Source organism: Streptomyces sp. NPDC006339, from assembly GCF_040612775.1.
GTDB lineage: Bacteria > Actinomycetota > Actinomycetes > Streptomycetales > Streptomycetaceae > Streptomyces.
Window position 1 is genome coordinate 180182 of sequence record NZ_JBEXQW010000007.1, and the last position, 18756, is coordinate 198937.

General features: G+C 72.6%; 16 protein-coding genes. 8 read left to right on the forward strand and 8 right to left on the reverse strand.

What is annotated here, in order from left to right:
* Positions 1–145 precede the first annotated feature (145 nt).
* Entirely contained in the window at positions 146–1435 is a 1290-nt protein-coding gene (locus ABZ135_RS08145; RefSeq protein WP_356693009.1) for a citrate synthase, read from the forward strand.
* 356 nt (positions 1436–1791) lie between these two features.
* Here the strand turns inward: ABZ135_RS08145 and ABZ135_RS08150 are convergent, their stop codons facing one another.
* Entirely contained in the window at positions 1792–4044 is a 2253-nt protein-coding gene (locus tag ABZ135_RS08150) for a heavy metal translocating P-type ATPase (RefSeq protein ID WP_356693011.1), read from the reverse strand.
* A gap of 76 nt (positions 4045–4120) precedes the next feature.
* Positions 4121–4354: a cation transporter gene (locus ABZ135_RS08155; protein ID WP_356693013.1), complete on the reverse strand. Its 234-nt coding sequence runs from the start codon at positions 4352–4354 to the stop codon at positions 4121–4123.
* Between the two features lie 216 nt (positions 4355–4570).
* Between ABZ135_RS08155 and ABZ135_RS08160 the strand changes: the two genes are divergently transcribed.
* Entirely contained in the window at positions 4571–5785 is a 1215-nt protein-coding gene (locus ABZ135_RS08160) for a cation:proton antiporter (RefSeq protein ID WP_356693015.1), read from the forward strand.
* Here the strand turns inward: ABZ135_RS08160 and ABZ135_RS08165 are convergent.
* Positions 5763–6452 (reverse strand): TetR/AcrR family transcriptional regulator, encoded by a 690-nt coding sequence (locus tag ABZ135_RS08165; RefSeq protein WP_356693017.1) that lies wholly within the window; start codon positions 6450–6452, stop codon positions 5763–5765. The genes ABZ135_RS08160 and ABZ135_RS08165 overlap by 23 nt on opposite strands.
* 240 nt (positions 6453–6692) lie before the next feature.
* Here ABZ135_RS08165 and ABZ135_RS08170 point away from each other — a divergent pair, with 240 nt between their 5' ends.
* Positions 6693–8957, forward strand: a complete 2265-nt coding sequence (locus ABZ135_RS08170) for an MMPL family transporter (RefSeq protein ID WP_356693019.1) — start codon at positions 6693–6695, stop codon at positions 8955–8957.
* 73 nt (positions 8958–9030) lie between these two features.
* Here the strand turns inward: ABZ135_RS08170 and ABZ135_RS08175 are convergent, their stop codons facing one another.
* Entirely contained in the window at positions 9031–9228 is a 198-nt protein-coding gene (locus tag ABZ135_RS08175; RefSeq protein WP_356693021.1) for a MarR family transcriptional regulator, read from the reverse strand.
* A gap of 236 nt (positions 9229–9464) precedes the next feature.
* A complete protein-coding gene (locus ABZ135_RS08180) occupies positions 9465–10382 on the reverse strand; it encodes a sugar phosphate isomerase/epimerase (protein WP_356693023.1) in 918 nt (305 codons plus the stop codon).
* 145 nt (positions 10383–10527) lie between these two features.
* Between ABZ135_RS08180 and iolC the strand changes: the two genes are divergently transcribed.
* The 5 genes from iolC to ABZ135_RS08205 are packed head-to-tail and all read left to right on the forward strand — an operon-like array spanning position 10528 to position 16486.
* Positions 10528–11559, forward strand: coding sequence for a 5-dehydro-2-deoxygluconokinase (gene iolC / locus ABZ135_RS08185; RefSeq protein ID WP_356693025.1), 1032 nt, complete (start codon positions 10528–10530; stop codon positions 11557–11559).
* A gap of 10 nt (positions 11560–11569) precedes the next feature.
* Positions 11570–12412, forward strand: coding sequence for a 5-deoxy-glucuronate isomerase (iolB, locus tag ABZ135_RS08190; protein WP_356693027.1), 843 nt, complete (start codon positions 11570–11572; stop codon positions 12410–12412).
* Positions 12403–14265, forward strand: coding sequence for a 3D-(3,5/4)-trihydroxycyclohexane-1,2-dione acylhydrolase (decyclizing) (gene iolD, locus ABZ135_RS08195; RefSeq protein ID WP_356693101.1), 1863 nt, complete (start codon positions 12403–12405; stop codon positions 14263–14265). The genes iolB and iolD overlap by 10 nt, the downstream gene beginning before the upstream one ends.
* Positions 14266–14276: 11 nt before the next feature.
* The gene (gene mmsA / locus ABZ135_RS08200; protein ID WP_356693029.1) at positions 14277–15779 is read left to right on the forward strand and encodes a CoA-acylating methylmalonate-semialdehyde dehydrogenase; all 1503 of its coding nucleotides are present in this window, start codon (positions 14277–14279) and stop codon (positions 15777–15779) included.
* 50 nt (positions 15780–15829) lie between these two features.
* Positions 15830–16486, forward strand: a complete 657-nt coding sequence (locus ABZ135_RS08205) for a DUF4291 domain-containing protein (protein ID WP_356693031.1) — start codon at positions 15830–15832, stop codon at positions 16484–16486.
* On the opposite strand, the gene ABZ135_RS08210 is transcribed toward ABZ135_RS08205, so the two are convergent.
* The 3 genes from ABZ135_RS08210 to ABZ135_RS08220 all read right to left on the reverse strand — a co-directional run bounded on the left by ABZ135_RS08210 (position 16476) and on the right by ABZ135_RS08220 (position 18722).
* On the reverse strand, positions 16476–16730 hold the full coding sequence (locus tag ABZ135_RS08210) for a hypothetical protein (protein WP_356693033.1): 255 nt from the start codon (positions 16728–16730) through the stop codon (positions 16476–16478). The two genes, ABZ135_RS08205 and ABZ135_RS08210, sit on opposite strands and share 11 nt — an antisense overlap.
* A gap of 220 nt (positions 16731–16950) precedes the next feature.
* Entirely contained in the window at positions 16951–18129 is a 1179-nt protein-coding gene (locus ABZ135_RS08215) for a S8 family peptidase (protein WP_356693035.1), read from the reverse strand.
* Between the two features lie 158 nt (positions 18130–18287).
* Positions 18288–18722 carry a GNAT family N-acetyltransferase gene (locus tag ABZ135_RS08220; RefSeq protein ID WP_356693103.1) on the reverse strand — a complete coding sequence of 145 codons (435 nt, stop codon included), beginning with the start codon at positions 18720–18722 and terminating at the stop codon, positions 18288–18290.
* Positions 18723–18756: the final 34 nt, after the last annotated feature.

The window sequence follows — 18756 nt, forward strand, 5'->3', positions numbered from 1 at the left end:
GGGGCAGGATGAGCAGGTTGGCGGCACTGAGTGCCGCCGATTGGCCCAATGGTCGACCCCGAGTGCACTCTCCTGAGCCAAATGGGGGATGGTAGAGACAGTCAGGGCACCTCGAAGAAGAGGCACTACGTCGGTGAGGGATGACGTGAGCGACAACTCTGTAGTACTGCGGTACGCGGACGGTGAATACACCTACCCGGTGGTCGAGAGCACCGTCGGCGACAAGGGCTTCGACATCGGGAAGCTCCGAGCCCAGACCGGTCTGGTCACCCTGGACAGCGGATATGGCAACACCGCCGCCTATAAATCCGCCATCACCTACCTGGACGGCGAGAAGGGCATCCTGCGGTACCGCGGCTACCCCATCGAGCAGTTGGCCGAGCAGTCCACCTTCCTGGAGGTGGCGTACCTGCTGATCAACGGCGAGCTGCCGAAGGCCGACGAGCTCGCGACCTTCCAGACCGAGATCACCCAGCACACGCTGGTGCACGAGGACGTCAAGAACTTCTTCCGCGGCTTCCCGCGGGACGCGCACCCGATGGCGATGCTGTCCTCCGTGGTCTCCGCGCTGTCCACCTTCTACCAGGACAGCCACAACCCGTTCGACGAGAAGCAGCGCCACCTGTCCACGATCCGGCTGCTCGCCAAGCTGCCGACGATCGCGGCGTACGCGTACAAGAAGTCGATCGGCCACCCCTTCGTCTACCCGCGCAACGACCTCGGGTACGTCGAGAACTTCCTGCGGATGACCTTCTCGGTCCCGGCGCAGGAGTACGAGCTGGACCCGGTCGTGGTGTCCGCGCTCGACAAGCTGCTGATCCTGCACGCGGACCACGAGCAGAACTGCTCGACCTCCACCGTGCGTCTGGTCGGCTCCTCGCAGGCGAACATGTTCGCCTCGATCTCCGCCGGCATCTCGGCCCTGTGGGGCCCGCTGCACGGTGGCGCCAACCAGTCGGTCCTGGAGATGCTCGAGGGCATCCAGGCCAACGGCGGCGACGTCGACTCCTTCATCACCAAGGTGAAGAACAAGGAGGACGGCGTCCGCCTGATGGGCTTCGGCCACCGGGTGTACAAGTCCTTCGATCCGCGCGCCAAGATCATCAAGGCGGCGGCGCACGACGTCCTGTCGGCGCTCGGCAAGTCCGACGAGCTGCTGGACATCGCGCTGAAGCTCGAGGAGCACGCGCTCTCCGACGACTACTTCGTCTCGCGCAACCTCTACCCGAACGTGGACTTCTACACGGGTCTGATCTACCGCGCGATGGGCTTCCCGACGGAGATGTTCACCGTGCTGTTCGCCCTGGGCCGCCTCCCGGGCTGGATCGCCCAGTGGCACGAGATGATCAAGGAGCCGGGTTCCCGCATCGGTCGCCCGCGCCAGATCTACACCGGTGTGGTCGAGCGCGACTTCGTTCCGGCCGAGGCCCGCTGACCTCAGCCGCCGCGGATGGCGAAAGCGCCCCGCCGCCGATCCCCCCACGGGTCGGCGAGCGGGGCGCTTTCCATATCCCCGGTGCGGATTCCCCCCACGGGATCCGGGCCGGGCGTCTGCTCGCGCGGTCTGCCGGGGTACGTACGGGAGGGCCGCTCAAAGCTCCCCGGTGCACGTGCCCCGGCCGCGCTTGCCTGGGACGTCCCCCAAGACATCCCATGAACGTCCCCCAAGACGTTCTTGGCATCGCCCACTTAGACTCGCGAACAGCCCAGATGGTTACCCCCAAATATCTGTGATCTAGGTCTCTTTGTGAAGGTCCTGTGCGTCACGTGTAGGTGAATTCGCGTGATCACTCAGCGGAAGCGGCGCAGGCGCAGGCTGTTGGTCACCACGAACACGGACGAAAAGGCCATCGCGAGCCCGGCGATCATCGGATTGAGCAGCCCGGCCGCCGCGAGCGGCAGCGCGGCGAGGTTGTAGCCGAAGGCCCAGCCGAGGTTCCCCTTGATCGTCGCGAGGGTCCGCCGGGCGAGCCGGATGGCGTCCGCCGCGACCCGCAGGTCCCCGCGGACCAGGGTCAGATCGCTCGCCTCGATGGCCGCGTCCGTGCCCGTGCCCATGGCGAGGCCCAGGTCGGCCGCCGCCAGGGCCGCCGCGTCGTTCACCCCGTCGCCGACCATCGCCACCGTGCGCCCCTCGGCCTGGAGCCGCCGGATCGCGTCCACCTTGCCCTGGGGCAGCACCTCCGCGACGACCTCGTCGATGCCGACCTCCGTCGCCACCTTCTCGGCCACGGCCCGGCCGTCCCCGGTGAGCAGCACCGGCCGCAGACCGAGGGCGCGCAGCCGGGCGACCGCCTCCGCGCTGGTCTCCTTGACCGCGTCGGCGACGGTCAGGGTGCCGCGGGCCCGCCCGTCCCAGGCCACGTGCACCACGCCGGGCCCGGTCTCCCCGGGCACGTCGATCCCCTCGGCGGTCAGCAGCGCGGCCCGTCCGACGACGACGAGATGGCCGTCGACGGAGCCGCGCACGCCGAGTCCGGGCACGTTCTCGAAGGTCTTCGGTACGGGCAGCTCGCCCACGCGGGCGGTGGCGCCGGCCGCCACGGCCCGGGCGACCGGGTGCTCGGAGGAGTGCTCCAGGGCGCCGGCGAGCCGCAGCAGCTCGGTCTCGTCGGCGCGCCCGGTGCCGTAGGCGCCGCCGTACATGTGTACGCCGACGAGTTCCATGCGGCCGGTGGTGACGGTGCCGGTCTTGTCGAGGACGACGGTGTCGACGCGGCGGGTGGACTCCAGCACCTCGGGGCCCTTGATGAGGATGCCGAGCTGGGCGCCGCGGCCGGTGCCGACCATGAGGGCGGTCGGGGTGGCGAGGCCCAGGGCGCACGGGCAGGCGATGATCAGCACGGCGACCGCGGCCGTGAAGGCGGCCGTGATGTCGCTCGTCAGGAGGAGCCAGCCGACGAGGGTGCCGAGGGCGATGAGGACGACGGCGGGCACGAAGACGGCGGAGATCCGGTCGGCGAGCCGCTGCACCTCGGCCTTGCCGTTCTGGGCGTCCTCGACGAGCTTGGCCATCCGGGCGAGCTGGGTGTCGGCGCCGACCCGGCCGGCCTCGACGAGGAGGCGGCCGGAGGTGTTGACGCAGCCGCCGGTGACGGGGTCGCCGGGGGTGACGTCGACGGGCACGGATTCGCCGGTGAGCAGGGACGCGTCGACGGCGGAGGCGCCCTCGACGACGGTGCCGTCGGTGGCGATCTTCTCCCCGGGCCGTACGACGAAGAGGTCGCCGACCGCGAGGGCGGCCACCGGGATCCGTACCTCCGAGCCGTCGCGCAGGACGGCCACGTCCTTGGCGCCGAGCCGCATCAGGGCGTGCAGGGCGGCGCCGGCCTTCCGCTTGGCGCGGGCCTCCAGGTAGCGGCCGAGGAGGATGAAGGTGACGACCCCGGCGGCGACCTCCAGGTAGAGGGTGCCGGCGGCGTGCTCGCGGGCGACGGTGAGGTCCACGTCGTGCCGCATGCCGGGCATGCCGGCGTCGCCCAGGAAGAGCGCCCACAGCGACCAGCCGAAGGCGGCGAGGGTGCCGAGGGAGACCAGGGTGTCCATGGTGGCGGCGCCGTGCCGCAGGTTGGTCCAGGCGGCGCGGTGGAAGGGGAGTCCGCCCCAGACCACGACGGGGGCGGCGAGGGTGAGCGAGAGCCACTGCCAGTTGTCGAACTGGAGGGCCGGGACCATCGCGAGGAGCACGACGGGCAGGGCGAGGACGGCGGAGACGGTGAGGCGCCGGCGCAGGGCGGCGAGCTCCGGGCTCTCGTCCCGTACGGCCGGGGAGCCCGTGTCCGCCCCTGCCTCCGGTTCCGTCTCCGGCGGCGCGGGCTCGGGTTCCGGCGGCGGGGGCTCCTCGGCGGTGTAGCCGGTCCTGACGACGGTGGCGATCAGGTCGCCGACCGCGACCTCCGGGGGATGTTCGACGCGCGCCTTCTCGGTGGCGTAGTTGACGGTCGCGGTCACCCCGTCCATCCGGTTGAGCTTCTTCTCGACGCGGGCCGCGCAGGAGGCGCAGGTCATCCCGCCGATCGTCAGCTCGGTGATCGTGGAGGTCATCAGCGTTTCCCAACGGGAGCAGGGCCGTACGTAGCAACCGTACGGCCCTGCGGCGCTGCTGCGGCGAGCGGTCCGCTCAGGCGCGGCCGACCAGCTCGTAACCGGCCTCGTCGACGGCGGCGCGGACGGCCTCCTCGTCGAGCGGGGCGGTCGAGACGACGGTGACCTGGCCGGTGGCCGCGACGGCCTTGACCGAGGAGACCCCGTCGATCTCGGAGATCTCACCGGCCACCGCGCCCTCGCAGTGGCCGCAGGTCATGCCCTTGACCTGGTAGACGGTGGTGAGTTCGGTCTTCGTCTCGGCGGTCATGACGTTCTCCTCTTCGAGGGCGGTGCGGTGCGGGGTCCCGCCGGTGCGCGGGGCCGTACGTCGTAGTAACACAGATCATACCCCTAGGGGGTATGGATTGCACGGCTGTCCGACCCGTGGCGCGCCGACGGACCGGTGAGTGGACGGGTGGGCGCCGCCGCGTCGGGCGGGCGGCCGGTCCCGCGCGCCCGCCGGTGCCCATGGTAGATACCCGACATGTCGCATTCGGGGACCACGCTGATCCTGATCATGGCGATCGCCGTCCTGGCGCCGCTGCTCGCCTACCGCGTCGGCCGCCGGCTCCCCGTACCCCTCGCCGTCTTCGAGATCCTCCTCGGCATCCTCATCGGCCCGGACGTCCTCGGCTGGGCGAAGCCCGACGCCCTGATCGACGGCCTGTCCGAGCTCGGCCTCACCATGCTGATCTTCCTCGCCGGTTACGAGATCGAGTTCGGCAAGGTCCGCGGCGACACCCTCAGGCGCTCCGCCGTGGCCTGGCTGCTCGCCCTCGCGCTGGGACTCGGCCTCGGCGTGCTGCTCGGCGGCGGCTACGACACGGGCGTGTTCATCGGGGTGGCGCTCACCAGCACCGCCCTCGGCACCGTCCTGCCCGTGCTGCGCGACACCGGCGAGCTGCGCGGCCGCTTCGGCTCCGTGGTCATGGCCTTCGGCGCCGTCGGGGAGTTCGGGCCGATCATCGCCATGGCGCTGCTGCTCAGCGGCCGGGGCGCGGCCGAGTCGACCGCGCTCCTCGCCGTCTTCGCCGCCCTCACCGCCGGGGCCGTCGTCTGGGCGATGCGCCCGCGCCCGCCCTGGTTCTCCACGGTCATCGCCAGGACCCTGCACAGCAGCGGCCAGTTCGCGGTCCGCTTCGTCTTCCTGCTGCTGGCCCTGATGCTGGGCGCCTCGACGGCGCTCGGGCTCGACGTGCTGCTCGGCGCCTTCGCCGCCGGTCTGATCACCCGTCTCGTGCTCACCGGGGCGGCGCCGGAGTCGGGCCCGCAGATCCTGGAGAAGGTCGAAGCCGTCGGCTTCGGCTTCCTCGTGCCCGTCTTCTTCGTCGTCACCGGCGTCGAGTTCGACCTCGACTCGCTGCTCTCCGGCGGCCGTACGCTGCTGCTCCTGCCGCTCTTCCTGGTGCTGTTCCTGGTGGTCAGGGGCGGCCCGATCCGGTTCCTGGCCCCGCGCGACCTCGGCCGGCGCGACCGGGCCGGGCTCGTCCTCTACGGCTCCACGGCGCTGCCGCTGGTCGTCGCCATCACCACCATCGGCGTGGACGACAAGGCGCTCGCGGCGGGGGAGGCGGCCGCCCTGGTCGGCGCGGCGATGGTCTCGGTGCTCGTCTTCCCGCTGCTCGCGCTGCGGCTGCGCGCGGGACGGGAGCCCGGGTCCCGGCCGGCCGAGCCGGTCACCGGCTCGGAATCGTGGTGAGGGCCCGGCCGATGACCGGGTCGAGGTAGCGCAGCAGGACCGTCTTCGTCTCGGCGATCACCGCGTCGCGCTCGGGACCCTCGGGCGCGGCCAGGATCAGGGCGAGCCCTGCCTTCACGATCGCGAAGGTCATGTCGGCGATCCGGGAGCGCTCGGCGGCCTCGCTGCCGGGCATGTAGTGGGCGAGCAGGTCGCCGACCCGGGCGAGCAGCGAGGCGTGCAGGGCGTCGTGCTCCTCGGCGATCCTGCCGGGGATCTCGGAGCCGTGCATGAGGGCGAGGAAGACCGGGTTCTGGCAGTTGAAGGCGATGAGCGGGTCGAGGACGGCGTCGATGAGCTCGGGCAGCGGGAGGGCGAGGTTCTCGGGTGTGAACGCCTGGCCGTGGGCCTCCCGCATCCGGGCCAGCAGCCGGTCGCCCAGTTCGAGGGCGATGGCCTCCTTGTTCGGGAAGTACTGGTAGAGCGTGCCGGGGGAGACGCTCGCCTCGCGCGCGATCGCGTTGGTGCTGGTCGCCGTGTAGCCGTGGGCGCAGAAGACGTTGGCGGCGGCCTGGAGCAGTTGGGCGATGCGGCGTTCGCCGCGCGCCTGGCGGCGGCGCGGCTTCACGTCACCGGACGGGGCGCCGTCCCCGGCCTTTTCCCCGGACCTCTCGCCGGACTTTTCCACAGACCTCTCCGCGGTCGCCTCCGCGGACGTGTCCCTCGCCTCCGCGGACTGCGCCGCGTGCCTGTCCTCGGGCATGGCTGTCCCCAGCTCTCTGAACGCGATTGACAAATGCGAGAGGTCGCTCGCATTCTTGAGAAACGCGAGTGATCACTCGTGTTTGCCAGTCTATTGGGCAATGGGCGACCCCTGCCCCGCGCCGGAGAGCGCGCGCACGGGTCACGGTGAAGGGGACACCGCGTCATGGCCGAAGTCAAGAAAACGCAGCCCACGGGGGGTGCGGGGGTTGCGTCCGGCGGATGGGCGCGGTTCGTCACGGCGAGACCGCGGCTGACCCTGCTCGTCGCCCTCGTCCTGACCGCGCTCGCGGTGTTCGCCGGCGGCGGTGTCGCCGACCGGATGGGCAGCGGCGGCTGGGAGGACCCCGACGCCGAATCCACGTACGCGCTGAAGGTCCTGGAGCGCGAGTTCCCGGCCTCCCAGCCCAATCTGCTGCTCCTCGTCGACGCGGGCGAGGCCGGGGTGGACGACCCCGCCGTCGCCGCCGAGGCCCGGCGCCTCGCCGAGCGGCTCGACGCCCGGCCGGATGTCGACGGCGTCGGCTCGTACTGGCTGACCGGCTCCCCGGCCCTGCGCTCCGAGGACGGCCGGCAGGCCCTGATCGCCGCCCGCGTCCACGGCGACGAGAAGACGGCCGGCGAGGCCCTGGAGCGCCTCGCGCCCGAGTTCCGCGGCGGCCACGGACCCGTGGAGGTCTCCCTCGGCGGCCCGCTCGCCGTCCGCCACGAGATGCAGACGATCATCCAGGAGGACCTGCTGCGGGCCGAGCTGATCGCCCTGCCCCTCACCCTCGTCCTGCTCGTCATGGTCTTCGGCAGCGCCGTCGCCGCCCTGCTCCCGCTCGGCATCGGCATCGTCGCCATCCTCGGCACCAACGCCGTGCTGCGCGGCCTCACCGAGTTCACCGACGTCTCCGTCTTCGCCCAGAACCTCACCACCGCCCTCGGCCTCGGACTCGCCATCGACTACGCCCTGTTCGTGGTCCGCCGCTTCCGCGAGGAGCTGGCCGCGGGCGCCGACACCCGGGCCGCAGTCGCCACCACCCTGCGCACCGCCGGGCGGACCGTGCTGTTCTCCGCCCTCACCGTCGCCGTCTCACTCGCCGCGATGCTGGTCTTCCCGCAGTACTTCCTGCGCTCCTTCGCCTACGCCGGCATCGCCGTCGTCCTGCTCGCCGCCGCAGCGGCCCTCGTCCTGCTGCCCGCCGCGCTGCTGCTGCTCGGCGACCGGGTCAACGCCCTGGACCTGCGCCGGCTCCTCCGCCGCCGCCGGCCCGCCGGTGCGGCCGCGACGGGCGGGACGGCCGTGACGAGCGGGGCGGCGGACGGTGCCGGCTGGGCGCGGACCGCGGCCCTGGTGATGCGGCGGGCACCGCTGTTCGCCGTCGCCACCGCCACCGGGCTCGTCCTGCTCGGGCTGCCCTTCCTCGGGGTGAGGTTCGGCACCGCCGACGACCGCCAGCTCCCGGCCACCGCGCAGTCCCGCGTGGTCCAGGACGAGCTGCGCGAGGGCTTCCCCGGCAGCCCCGGCGGGGCGCTCACCGTTCTCGCCGAGGGCCCCGCCACCCCCGGGCAGTACGCCGCCTACCGGGAGCGGATCGAGCGGCTCGACGGGGTCGTGCGGGTCGACGGGCCGCTGACCTCCGGTTCCGGCGAGCGGACCCACGCCTCCTTCACCGTCGTCCCCGAGGGCGAGGGCGTCGGCGAGGACGCCCAGCGGCTGGTCGGCGAACTGCGTGGCCGGCAGGCCCCCTTCGACACCTCCGTCACCGGCGCGGCGGCCGTCCTCGTCGACTCCAAGGACGCCATAGGCGAGCGGCTCCCCTGGGCGGCCGGCATCATCGCCGTCGTCACCCTGGTCCTCGTCTTCCTCCTCACCGGCAGCCTCCTGATCCCGCTCCAGGCGGTCGTGCTCAACGCGCTCAGCCTCACCGCCATGTTCGGCGCGGTCGTCTGGGTCTTCCAGGACGGCCATCTCTCCGGCCTGCTCGGCTTCACCGCCACCGGCGACATCGAGACCACCCTGCCCGTCCTCATGTTCTGCGTGGCCTTCGGACTCTCCATGGACTACGGGGTGTTCCTGCTCTCCCGGATCAAGGAGGAGTACGACGCCACCGGCGACCACGAGCACGCGGTCCGCTTCGGACTGCGCCGCACCGGCGGCCTGATCACCGCGGCCGCCGTGATCCTGGCCGTGGTGATGGTGGCGATCGGCACCTCCCGGGTCACCAACACCAAGATGCTCGGACTGGGCGTCGCCCTCGCCGTCCTCATGGACGCCATGGTGGTGCGCAGCCTCCTCGTCCCCTCCGTGATGAAACTGACCGGGCGCCTCACCTGGTGGGCCCCCGGGCCGCTGCGCCGCTTCCACGCGCGCTTCGGCATCAGCGAGGGCGGTGCGATACCCGAGGCACCCGGGCCGGAGCGGGTGCCGGAGAAGGTCGGATAGCGCCGCCGGAGACGGGCCGGGGCCCCGCACCGCGGGTGCGGTGCGGGGCCCCGGAGGGACGGCGGTAGGGGGGTCAGTCCCGGCGGCTCCGGTTCCCGGGGCGGTTGGCCACCCAGGCGCGGATGGTGTCCGCGTACCAATAGGGCTTGCCCGACTCCACTTTGTCGGGCGCCGGCAGCAGCCCGTGCTTCCGATAGGAGCGGACCGTGTCCGGCTGCACCTTGATGTGCGCGGCGATGTCCTTGTACGACCAGAGCCTTCTGTCCGTCATGTGTGGCACCTCTCCTGCGTGCCCGGCAGCGTCGGCGGGGGTGCCGTCGGGGGAGCTGCCGGGCGTCACTGGTGATCACTGGCGATCACTGGCTGGTGATCACTGAGCCTGTGCCCGGTGAACGGCCGCCACGGACCGAAGGAGAGCGGCTGTCGATCGGCTGTGACGGAAAACCCGCGTAATGGAGATATGCGTGACGAAGAGGAGATGGATGTGACATCAGTGATGCATCGTCATCAGACGCCGCAGGAGCGGAGGAAGCGACGGGTGCGCACCGCGATGGGGAAGGGCCGGTCCGGCTCGCACGGGTACATGTCCTGCTCCACGATGGCGAACAGGTCCACGTCCAGGGCTTGCGCCGCGGCCAGGACCGGTTCGAGGGCCGGCACCCCCGAGGGCGGCTCGCACATCACGCCGCGCGCCACCGCCGGGCCGAACGGCACCTCGTCCGCGACCACCTCGGCGAGGATCCGAGGGTCGACCTGCTTGAGGTGGAGGTAGCCGATCCGTTCGCCGTAGGTCTCGATCAGCTTGACGCTGTCGCCGCCGCAGTAGGCGTAGTGGCCGGTGTCCAGGCAGAGCGCGACCAGCTCCGGATCGGTGGCGTCCAGGAAGCGGGTGACGTTCTCCTCGCCGTCGATGTGGGTGTCGGCGTGCGGGTGGACCACGACCCGCAGCCCGTAGCGCTCCCGGACCTCATGGCCCAGGCGTTCGGTGAGACCGGTCAGATGCCGCCACTGCTCGGCCGTCAGGGTGCGGTCCTCCAGGACCTCGCCCGTGCGGTCGTCCCGCCAGAAGGAGGGGATCACCACCAGATGCTCCGCGCCCATCGCCTGGGCGAGCGCCGCGTTCTCGGCCACATGGGCCCAGGTCCGCTCCCACACCGCCGGGCCGTGGTGCAGCCCGGTGAACACGGTCGCCGCCGACACCTTCAGGCCGCGGCGGGCGGTCTCCTCGGCGAGCACCGCCGGATCGGTGGGCAGATAGCCGTACGGGCCGAGCTCGATCCAGGTGTAACCGGCGCTCGCCACCTCGTCCAGGAACCGCTGCCAGGGCACCTGCCGGGGGTCGTCGGGAAACCACACGCCCCAGGAGTCCGGGGCGGAACCGATACGGATGCGGGACAGCGGCGACCGGTTCGTCGGGTTCGTCATGCATGCCACCTTGGCGGCGGTCTGCGACGAGCGTCAAGACACCGTCCGGACCCGCGTCCGGACGCGGGACACGGCGTTGACAGGGGAGGGGGCCGTGGATAGACCTGGGACGTGGGCCCGGCGGGGCCGAGGAGAGGTGCGTGGCATGACGGCGGAGCCGTACGACCGGCCGTACGACCTGATCACGATGGGCCGCCTCGGCGTGGACCTCTACCCGCTGCAGAGCGGCGTGGAGCTGGCCCGGGTGGAGAGCTTCGGCAAGTTCCTCGGCGGCTCCCCGGCCAACGTCGCCGTCGCCGCCGCCCGGCTGGGGCGGAGCGTCGCTCTCGTCAGCCGCACCGGGGCCGATCCCTTCGGCGCCTACCTCCACCGCGAGCTGCGCGCCTTCGGCGTGGACGACCGCTGGGTGACGGAGGTGACGGAGTACCCCACCCCGGTCACCTTCTGCGAGATCTTCCCGCCCGACCACTTCCCGATCCACTTCTACCGCCGCCCCAAGGCCCCCGACCTGGAGATCCACCTCCACGAGCTCGACCTGCCCGCCCTCCGGGCCGCCCGCGCCTTCTGGGCGACCGGCACCGGCCTGAGCGCCGAGCCCAGCCGCACCGCCACCCTCGCCGCGCTCCGCGAGCGCGCCGACGCGGCCGGGCCGGACGCGCTCACCGTCCTCGACCTGGACTGGCGGCCCGCCCTCTGGGACGGCGCCACGCCGGCCGACGAGGCCCGGCCGCTCTACCGGGAGGCCCTGCGGCACACCACCGTGGCCGTCGGCAATCTCGACGAGTGCGAGGTCGCCACCGGCGAGCGCGAGCCGCACGCCGCCGCCCGCGCCCTGCTCGCCGCCGGAGCGCGCCTCGCCGTCGTCAAGCAGGGCCCCAAGGGCGTCCTCGCGCTGGCCGCCGACGGCACCGCGGCCGAGGTGCCGCCGCTGCCGGTCGAGGTGGTCAACGGCCTCGGCGCGGGAGACGCGTTCGGCGGGGCGCTCGCCCACGCGCTGCTCGCCGGCCGTGACCTGGAGGATGTGCTGCGCTACGCCAACGCGGCCGGCGCGATCGTCGCCGGCCGGCTCGCCTGCTCGCCCGCGATGCCCTACGACGACGAGATCGCCCTCGCCCTCGCCACCGGCACCGGCTCCGTCCCCGCGCGCGACCGGGAGAGCGGCCCGGCCGAGGGGTAGGGACAGGACCATGGACACCACGCCCTCGACCCGCTCCCTCCACCTGCCCGCCGGGACGGCGGCCCGCGGCCCGTACGCCGTCGACGTCGACCCCGGGCGGGCCGGCTGGACGCACAGCGCGCTGCGCGTCATCGACCTCCCGCCCGGCGGCACCCACACGTACCTGACGGGGAACAGCGAATGGGTGGTGCTTCCGCTGTCCGGGGGCGGTACCGTGCGCGTCGACGGGGAAATCCTCGAACTCGTGGGCCGCGCGAGCGTGTTCGACGGAGTCTCGGACTTCGCCTATGTGCCCAGGGACGCCCACGCCCAGATCGCCTCCGGTGCGGGAGGCCGCTTCGCTTTGGCAGGAGCGAAGTGCGAGCGACGACTCCCCGCCCGCTACGGCCCCGCGCCGGAGGTTCCCGTCGAGACCCGCGGCAGCGGCAACCGCACCCGCGAGGTGCGCAACTTCGCCGCCGCGGACGTCTTCGCCTGCGACCGGCTGATCGCCGTCGAGGTGATCACCCCGGGCGGCAACTGGTCCTCCTACCCGCCCCACAAGCACGACGAGCACCACCCCGGCCGGGAGTCCGTCCTGGAGGAGATCTACTACTACGAAGTGGCGGGCGGAGCCGAAGGAAGCGGCACCGGATACGGCTACCAGCGGATCACCCCCTCCCGCCCCGGCGGCGCCGAGCTCCTCGCCGAGATCCGCACCGGCGACACCGTCCTCGTACCCGACGGCTGGCACGGCCCGTCCATCGCCCAGCCCGGCCACCCGCTGTACTACCTCAACGTCATGGCGGGCCCCGGACCCGAGCGCGAGTGGCGGATCAGCTTCCACCCCGACCACACGGAGGGATACAAGTGAGGCGCTTGACCGTCGCCCAGGCCCTGGTGCGCTTCCTCGCCGCCCAGCACACCGAGCGCGACGGCGTGCGGCAGCGGCTGATCACCGCCACCTGGGGCATCTTCGGCCACGGCAACGTCGCCGGGATCGGCCAGGCGCTCGTCGAGTACCCCGGGCTCATGCCGTACCACCAGGGACGCAACGAACAGGCCATGGTGCACGCGGCCGTCGGCTACGCCCGCCAGTCCCGCCGCCTCCAGACCCATGCCGTCACCACCTCCATCGGCCCCGGCGCCACCAACCTGGTCACCGGCGCCGCGCTCGCCACCATCAACCGGCTGCCCGTGCTGCTGCTGCCCGGCGACACCTTCGCCACCCGGCCCGCCGACCCCGTCCTCCAGCAGCTCGAAGTGCCCTACGCCGGCGAGGTGTCCGTCAACGACTGCCTGCGCCCGGTGTCGCGGTACTTCGACCGGATCACCCGCCCCGAGGCGCTGATCCCGGCCGCGCTCGCCGCCGTACGGGTCCTCACCGACCCGGCGGAGACCGGGGCCGTCACCCTCGCCCTGCCGCAGGACGTGCAGGCCGAGGCGTACGACTGGCCCGAGGAGTTCCTCGCCGAGCGGACCTGGACCGTGCGCCGGCCCCGGCCCGACACGGCCGAGCTCGACGCGGCGGTCCACGCGATCAGGGCCGCCGAGCGGCCGCTGATCATCGCGGGCGGCGGGGTGAAGTACAGCGCCGCCGAGGACGCCCTGCGCACCCTCGCCGAGCGGGCCGGCCTCCCCGTCGCCACCACCCAGGCCGGCAAGGGCGTCCTGCCGTACGACCACCCCTGCGACGTCGGCGGCATCGGCCACACCGGCACCGCCACCGCCGACGAGCTCGCCCGCACCAGCGACCTGGTCATCGCCGTCGGCACCCGCCTCACCGACTTCACCACCGCCTCCGGCACCCTCTTCCGCCCCGACACCCCCCTGCTCCACCTCAACATCACCGGCTTCGACGCCCACAAGCAGGCCGCGAGACCCCTCGTCGCCGACGCCCGCGAAGGGCTCACCGCCCTCACCGAGGCGCTCGGCGACCACCGCCGGGACCCCGCGCGGTGGACGTCCTCCCGGCGCGACTGGCAGCAGCGGACCGACCGCGCCTTCGCCGCCCCCGACGACCACGCCCGCCCCACCCAGACCCAGGTGCTCGGCGCACTCGACACTCTGGTCACCGGGGACGACATCCTGATCAACGCGGCCGGCTCGCTCCCCGGCGACCTCCACAAGCTGTGGCGGGTCCGGTCCGCCGACCAGTACCACGTCGAATACGGCTACTCCTGCATGGGATACGAGATCCCGGCCGCCATCGGCGTCTCCCTCGCCGCGCCCGGCCGCCCCGTCTGGGCACTCGTCGGTGACGGGACGTACCTGATGAACCCCACCGAAATCGTCACCGCCGTCCAGGAGGAACTGCCGATCAAGGTCGTGATCCTCGACAACCACGGCTACGCCTCCATCGGCGGCCTCTCGGAGGCGGTCGGCGCCGAGCGCTACGGCACCGACTACCGCCTCCGCGCCCCCGACGGCTCCTTCACCGGTCCGCCGCTGCCTGTCGACCTGGCGGCCAACGCCGCCTCCCTCGGCCTGCGGGTGCTGCGCGCCCGCACCGTGCGTGACCTGCGAGAAGCCCTCGCGGACGCACGGGAGGCGACGGTTCCCACATGTGTCTACGTCGAGACCGAAACGGCAGACAGTGTGTCGGGCGCGCCCCCCGCCCAGGCGTGGTGGGATGTGCCCGTGGCCGAGACGTCGACCCGCCCGTCGGCGGTCAAGGCCCGCGAGGAGTACGACCGGCACGTCACCGCCCGACGCCGCCATCTGTGAAGGAGTACGCAATGACGAAGACCGTCAACCACTGGATCGGTGGCAAGACCGTCGAAGGCACGTCGGGCAACTGGGGCCCGGTCACCGACCCGGCCACCGGCGCCGTCACCACGCGGGTCGCGCTCGCCTCCGTCGACGAGGTGGACGCCGCCGTCGCCGCCGCCAAGGCGGCCTTCGAGACCTGGGGCACCTCCTCGCTGGCCCAGCGCACCACCATCCTCTTCCGCTTCCGCGCGCTGCTCGACGCCAACCGCGACGCGATCGCCGAGCTGATCGTCGCCGAGCACGGCAAGGTGCACTCGGACGCGCTCGGCGAGGTCGCCCGCGGCCTGGAGATCGTCGACCTGGCCTGCGGCATCACCACCCAGCTCAAGGGCGAGCTGTCCACCCAGGTGTCCAACCGGGTGGACGTGGCCGCGATCCGCCAGCCGGTCGGCGTGGTGGCCGGCATCACCCCGTTCAACTTCCCGGCGATGGTGCCGATGTGGATGTTCCCGCTCGCCATCGCCTGCGGCAACACCTTCGTCCTCAAGCCGAGCGAGAAGGACCCGTCGCCCTCCCTGAAGATCGCCGAACTGCTCGCCGAGGCCGGCCTGCCGGACGGCGTCTTCAACGTCCTCCACGGCGACAAGGTGGCCGTCGACCGGCTGCTCGAGCACCCGGACGTCTCCGCGATCTCCTTCGTCGGCTCCACCCCGATCGCGAAGTACATCCACACCACCGCCTCCGCCCACGGCAAGCGCGTCCAGGCGCTCGGCGGCGCCAAGAACCACATGCTGGTCCTGCCCGACGCCGACCTGGACGCGGCGGCCGACGCGGCGGTCTCGGCCGCGTACGGCTCGGCCGGCGAGCGCTGCATGGCGATCTCCGCCGTCGTGGCCGTCGGCTCCATCGGCGACGAGCTGGTGCAGAAGATCCGCGAGCGCGCCGAGAAGATCAAGATCGGTCCCGGCACCGATCCCACCTCCGAGATGGGCCCGCTCATCACGGCCGTCCACCGCGACAAGGTCGCCTCCTACGTGCACGGCGCGGCGGAGGAGGGCTGCGAGGTCGTCCTCGACGGCACCGGATACACCGTCGAGGGCCACGAGAACGGCCACTGGATCGGCCTGTCCCTCCTGGACCACGTGCCCACCACGGCCAAGGCGTACCAGGACGAGATCTTCGGCCCCGTGCTGTGCGTGCTGCGCGCCGACACGTACGAGGAGGGCCTGGCCCTCATCAACGCCTCGCCGTTCGGCAACGGCACCGCCATCTTCACCCGGGACGGCGGCGCGGCCCGCCGCTTCCAGTTGGAGGTCGAGGCGGGCATGGTCGGCGTGAACGTGCCGATCCCGGTGCCGGTGGGCTACCACTCCTTCGGCGGCTGGAAGGACTCGCTCTTCGGCGACCACCACATCTACGGCAACGACGGCGTCCACTTCTACACCCGCGGCAAGGTCGTCACGACCCGCTGGCCCGACCCGTCCGAGGCCCCGGCCGGCGTCGACCTGGGCTTCCCGCGCAACCACTGAGATCCGAAAACGCAGTGGCCCCGGGGCGCGCGACCGCGCACCCTGGGGCCATGTCCGTTCCACCGAAGCACCAGATCCGCGCCGCCCACACCGACACGACGGTGACCGTCTACCAGGCGTACCGCCCGGAGATCGGCCTCGCGGCCGCCCGCGACGGCCGCTTCCCGCCCGTGTGGAAGCGGGACCGGATGACCTGGATCAAGCCCTCGTTCCTGTGGATGATGTACCGCTGCGGCTGGGGCCTGAAGGAGGGCCAGGAGACCGTGCTCGCGGTGGAGATCACCCGCGAGGGCTTCGAGTGGGCGCTGCGTCACGCCTGCCTGTCCCACTACGTCCGCGGCTTCCACCCCGACCGCGCCGCCTGGCAGCGCGAGCTGAAGCGCTCCCCGGCCCGGGTCCAGTGGGACCCGGAACGTGACCTCCACCTGCGCCCGTTGCCGTACCGCTCCCTGCAACTGGGGCTGGCGGGCGAGGCGTCCGGGCGTTACGCGGACGAGTGGACGGTCGGCATCCGCGACGTGACCCCGCTCGCCCACGAGATCCACGGCCTGGTGCGGGCGGGGCGCCTGGCGGAGGCGGAGGCACTGCGGCCCCAGGAGCGGCCGTACCCGGTGGGGGACGGGCTCCTCGGGCGGGTGGTGCCCTCGGAGTCCCCAGTGCCCTCGGAGCCTGCGGAGGCTTCGGGCCCCGCCCACGTCAGTCGCTGACGTCCCACCAGGCCGGGGACACGCTGAGTTTCGTCACCAGGGACATCGCCTCCGGGGTGCCGGGGGCCACCCGGGTGAAGACCCGGACGCCCGACTCGCGCACGCGGTAGCGGCGGAAATCGGTGGCCGGGCCGTCCTCGTCCGGTTCGACCGTGACGCCCAGGGCGGCGACGGCGGCCGTCAGGTCGCCGAGGCGCACGGACGGTCCGAAGGAGCCGTACGCGTCGCGCAGGGCCGGCGGCACGGCCGCCTCCGGATCCCACCGGAGCCGGTTTCGACCCGGACGCCGATGCCGAAGCACGGCCAGGACCCGTCCCGCTCCTGCTGGAACGACAGCTCCACCAGCCCGTAGTCCCGGCGCAGGAGCCCCGCGTCCCCGTCGTGGACGGGGATTGTCCACCATCCGCAGCCGGTGGCGGTTCCGGCCGCGGACGGCAGTGCGCGCCGCCATCGGCGCGCCACGGTCACCAGCGCGAGTACAGGAGCTTGTTCGGGGAGCCGGTCCGCGGGTCCTGGACCTTGCCGGAGGTCGCGTTGGCGGCCAGGGCGCTGCTCACCTGGGCCGGGGTGGCCGTCGGGTGGGTGGCGAGGTAGAGGGCCGCGACGCCCGCGGTGTGCGGGGTGGCCATCGAGGTGCCGGAGATGGTGCTGGTCGCCGTGTCGTTGTCCTTCCACGCCGACGTGATGCTCACGCCGGGCGCGAAGAGGTCCACGCACGTGCCGTAGTTGGAGAACGAGGCCCGCTTGTCCGCGGAGTCCGTCGCGCCGACCGTGATCGCCTCGGGGACGCGGGCGGGGGAGTAGTTGCAGGCGTTCGCGGGCCAGCCGAGGATGTTGCCGTTGCCGGCGGCGATCGCGTACGTCACCCCGGAGGCGATCGAGCGCTTCACCGCGTCGTCCAGCGAGGTGTTCGCCCCGCCGCCCAGGCTCATGTTGGCGACGGCGGGCTTGACCGCGTTGGCGGTGACCCAGTCGACACCCGCGATGACCCCGGCCGTGGTGCCCGAGCCGGAGCAGTTGAGGACCCGGACGCCGACCAGCTTCACGCCCTTGGCCACGCCGTACTTCGCGCCGCCGACCGTGCCGGCCACATGCGTGCCGTGGCCCTGGCAGTCCTGGCCGTTCTGCCCGTCGCCCACGGTGTCCGTGCCGACCCGGGCCCGGCCGCCGAACTCGCTGTGCGAGGTGCGGATTCCGGTGTCGATGACGTACGCGGTGACGTTCGACGCGGTCGTGTCGTACGTGTACGTGGTCGACAGCGGCAGGTCCCGCTGGTCGACCCGGTCGAGCCCCCAGGTCGCGCCGGTCTGGGTGTCGGCGACCCGGACGGTCGCGTTCTGCTCGACGTACGCCACCCGCGGGTCGGCGGCGAGAGCGGCGGCCTTCGCCCGCGACATCGTGGCCGAGAAGCCCTTGAGCGCCGAGCGGTACTGGTGCTGCGGCGTCACGCCCAGATCGGCGGCGCGGGTGGAACCGTCCTTGAGGACGACGATCCAACTGTCGTCGATCGCGAGGGCCTCCGGGGCCAGTCGGAGGTCGCCGGCGGGCGTGCCCTGGGCGGCGGGGGAGGCGGCGAGCTGGAGGCCGGCGGCAAGCGCGAACACGGGTATCAGCGCTGCGAGGCGGCGGGTGGTGGAGGACATCGGCTGGGGCACCTGAACCTCTCGTCGTGGGGGCACCGGGCCGTACGGGCCAGAGGGTGGGGCCATGGGCGCGTACGGGCACCGCGTCCGGCGCGGATGCGGGGACGCGGTGGTGTTCCCCAGGGTCACCCCTTTGTCATGTGCCGCACAAGACGGCGTCAGTGACCGTTCACCCCGCCACCCCCGAACTCCCACGCCAGCATCGCGAACGGCCCCTCCGCAGCCGCCCCCGCCGCCCCGTACGTCCGCAGCGCCGCCTCGTTGTCCGGATCCACCCCCACCCACATCCCGTAGCAGCCCCGCGCCCGCGCCTCGGCCGCCAACGCCTCCGTGAGCGCCCGCCCCACCCCGCGCCGCCGGTACGCCTCGTCCACGGACAGCTCGTACAGACACATCTCCACGCCCTTGTCGGGGTGGCGCATCTCGATCCCCGACACGAACCCGGCGGGGAAGCCGTCCTCCGCGTACGCCACCAGCAGCACATGCCCCGGCGCCGCCAGGAAGTCCGCGGCCAGGTCCTCGCGCGGCGGCGCGTCGTAGAGATGCCCCGCCGCCATCAGCTCCGCCACCGTCGTCGCCCGCCGGATCTCCACCCGGATCTCCACCCGGACCTCCTCGTCGCACGGC

What these genes read in the sequence shown, in the direction of transcription:
- ABZ135_RS08180 (WP_356693023.1), bottom strand. Translation starts at nt 10,382, where the DNA reads ATGACGAACCCGACGAACCGGTCGCCGCTGTCCCGCATCCGTATCGGT.
- ABZ135_RS08150 (WP_356693011.1), bottom strand. Translation starts at nt 4,044, where the DNA reads ATGACCTCCACGATCACCGAGCTGACGATCGGCGGGATGACCTGCGCC.
- iolC (WP_356693025.1), top strand. Translation starts at nt 10,528, where the DNA reads ATGACGGCGGAGCCGTACGACCGGCCGTACGACCTGATCACGATGGGC.
- mmsA (WP_356693029.1), top strand. Translation starts at nt 14,277, where the DNA reads ATGACGAAGACCGTCAACCACTGGATCGGTGGCAAGACCGTCGAAGGC.
- ABZ135_RS08215 (WP_356693035.1), bottom strand. Translation starts at nt 18,129, where the DNA reads ATGTCCTCCACCACCCGCCGCCTCGCAGCGCTGATACCCGTGTTCGCG.
- ABZ135_RS08205 (WP_356693031.1), top strand. Translation starts at nt 15,830, where the DNA reads ATGTCCGTTCCACCGAAGCACCAGATCCGCGCCGCCCACACCGACACG.
- ABZ135_RS08175 (WP_356693021.1), bottom strand. Translation starts at nt 9,228, where the DNA reads ATGACGGACAGAAGGCTCTGGTCGTACAAGGACATCGCCGCGCACATC.
- ABZ135_RS08170 (WP_356693019.1), top strand. Translation starts at nt 6,693, where the DNA reads ATGGCCGAAGTCAAGAAAACGCAGCCCACGGGGGGTGCGGGGGTTGCG.
- iolB (WP_356693027.1), top strand. Translation starts at nt 11,570, where the DNA reads ATGGACACCACGCCCTCGACCCGCTCCCTCCACCTGCCCGCCGGGACG.
- ABZ135_RS08160 (WP_356693015.1), top strand. Translation starts at nt 4,571, where the DNA reads ATGTCGCATTCGGGGACCACGCTGATCCTGATCATGGCGATCGCCGTC.
- ABZ135_RS08155 (WP_356693013.1), bottom strand. Translation starts at nt 4,354, where the DNA reads ATGACCGCCGAGACGAAGACCGAACTCACCACCGTCTACCAGGTCAAG.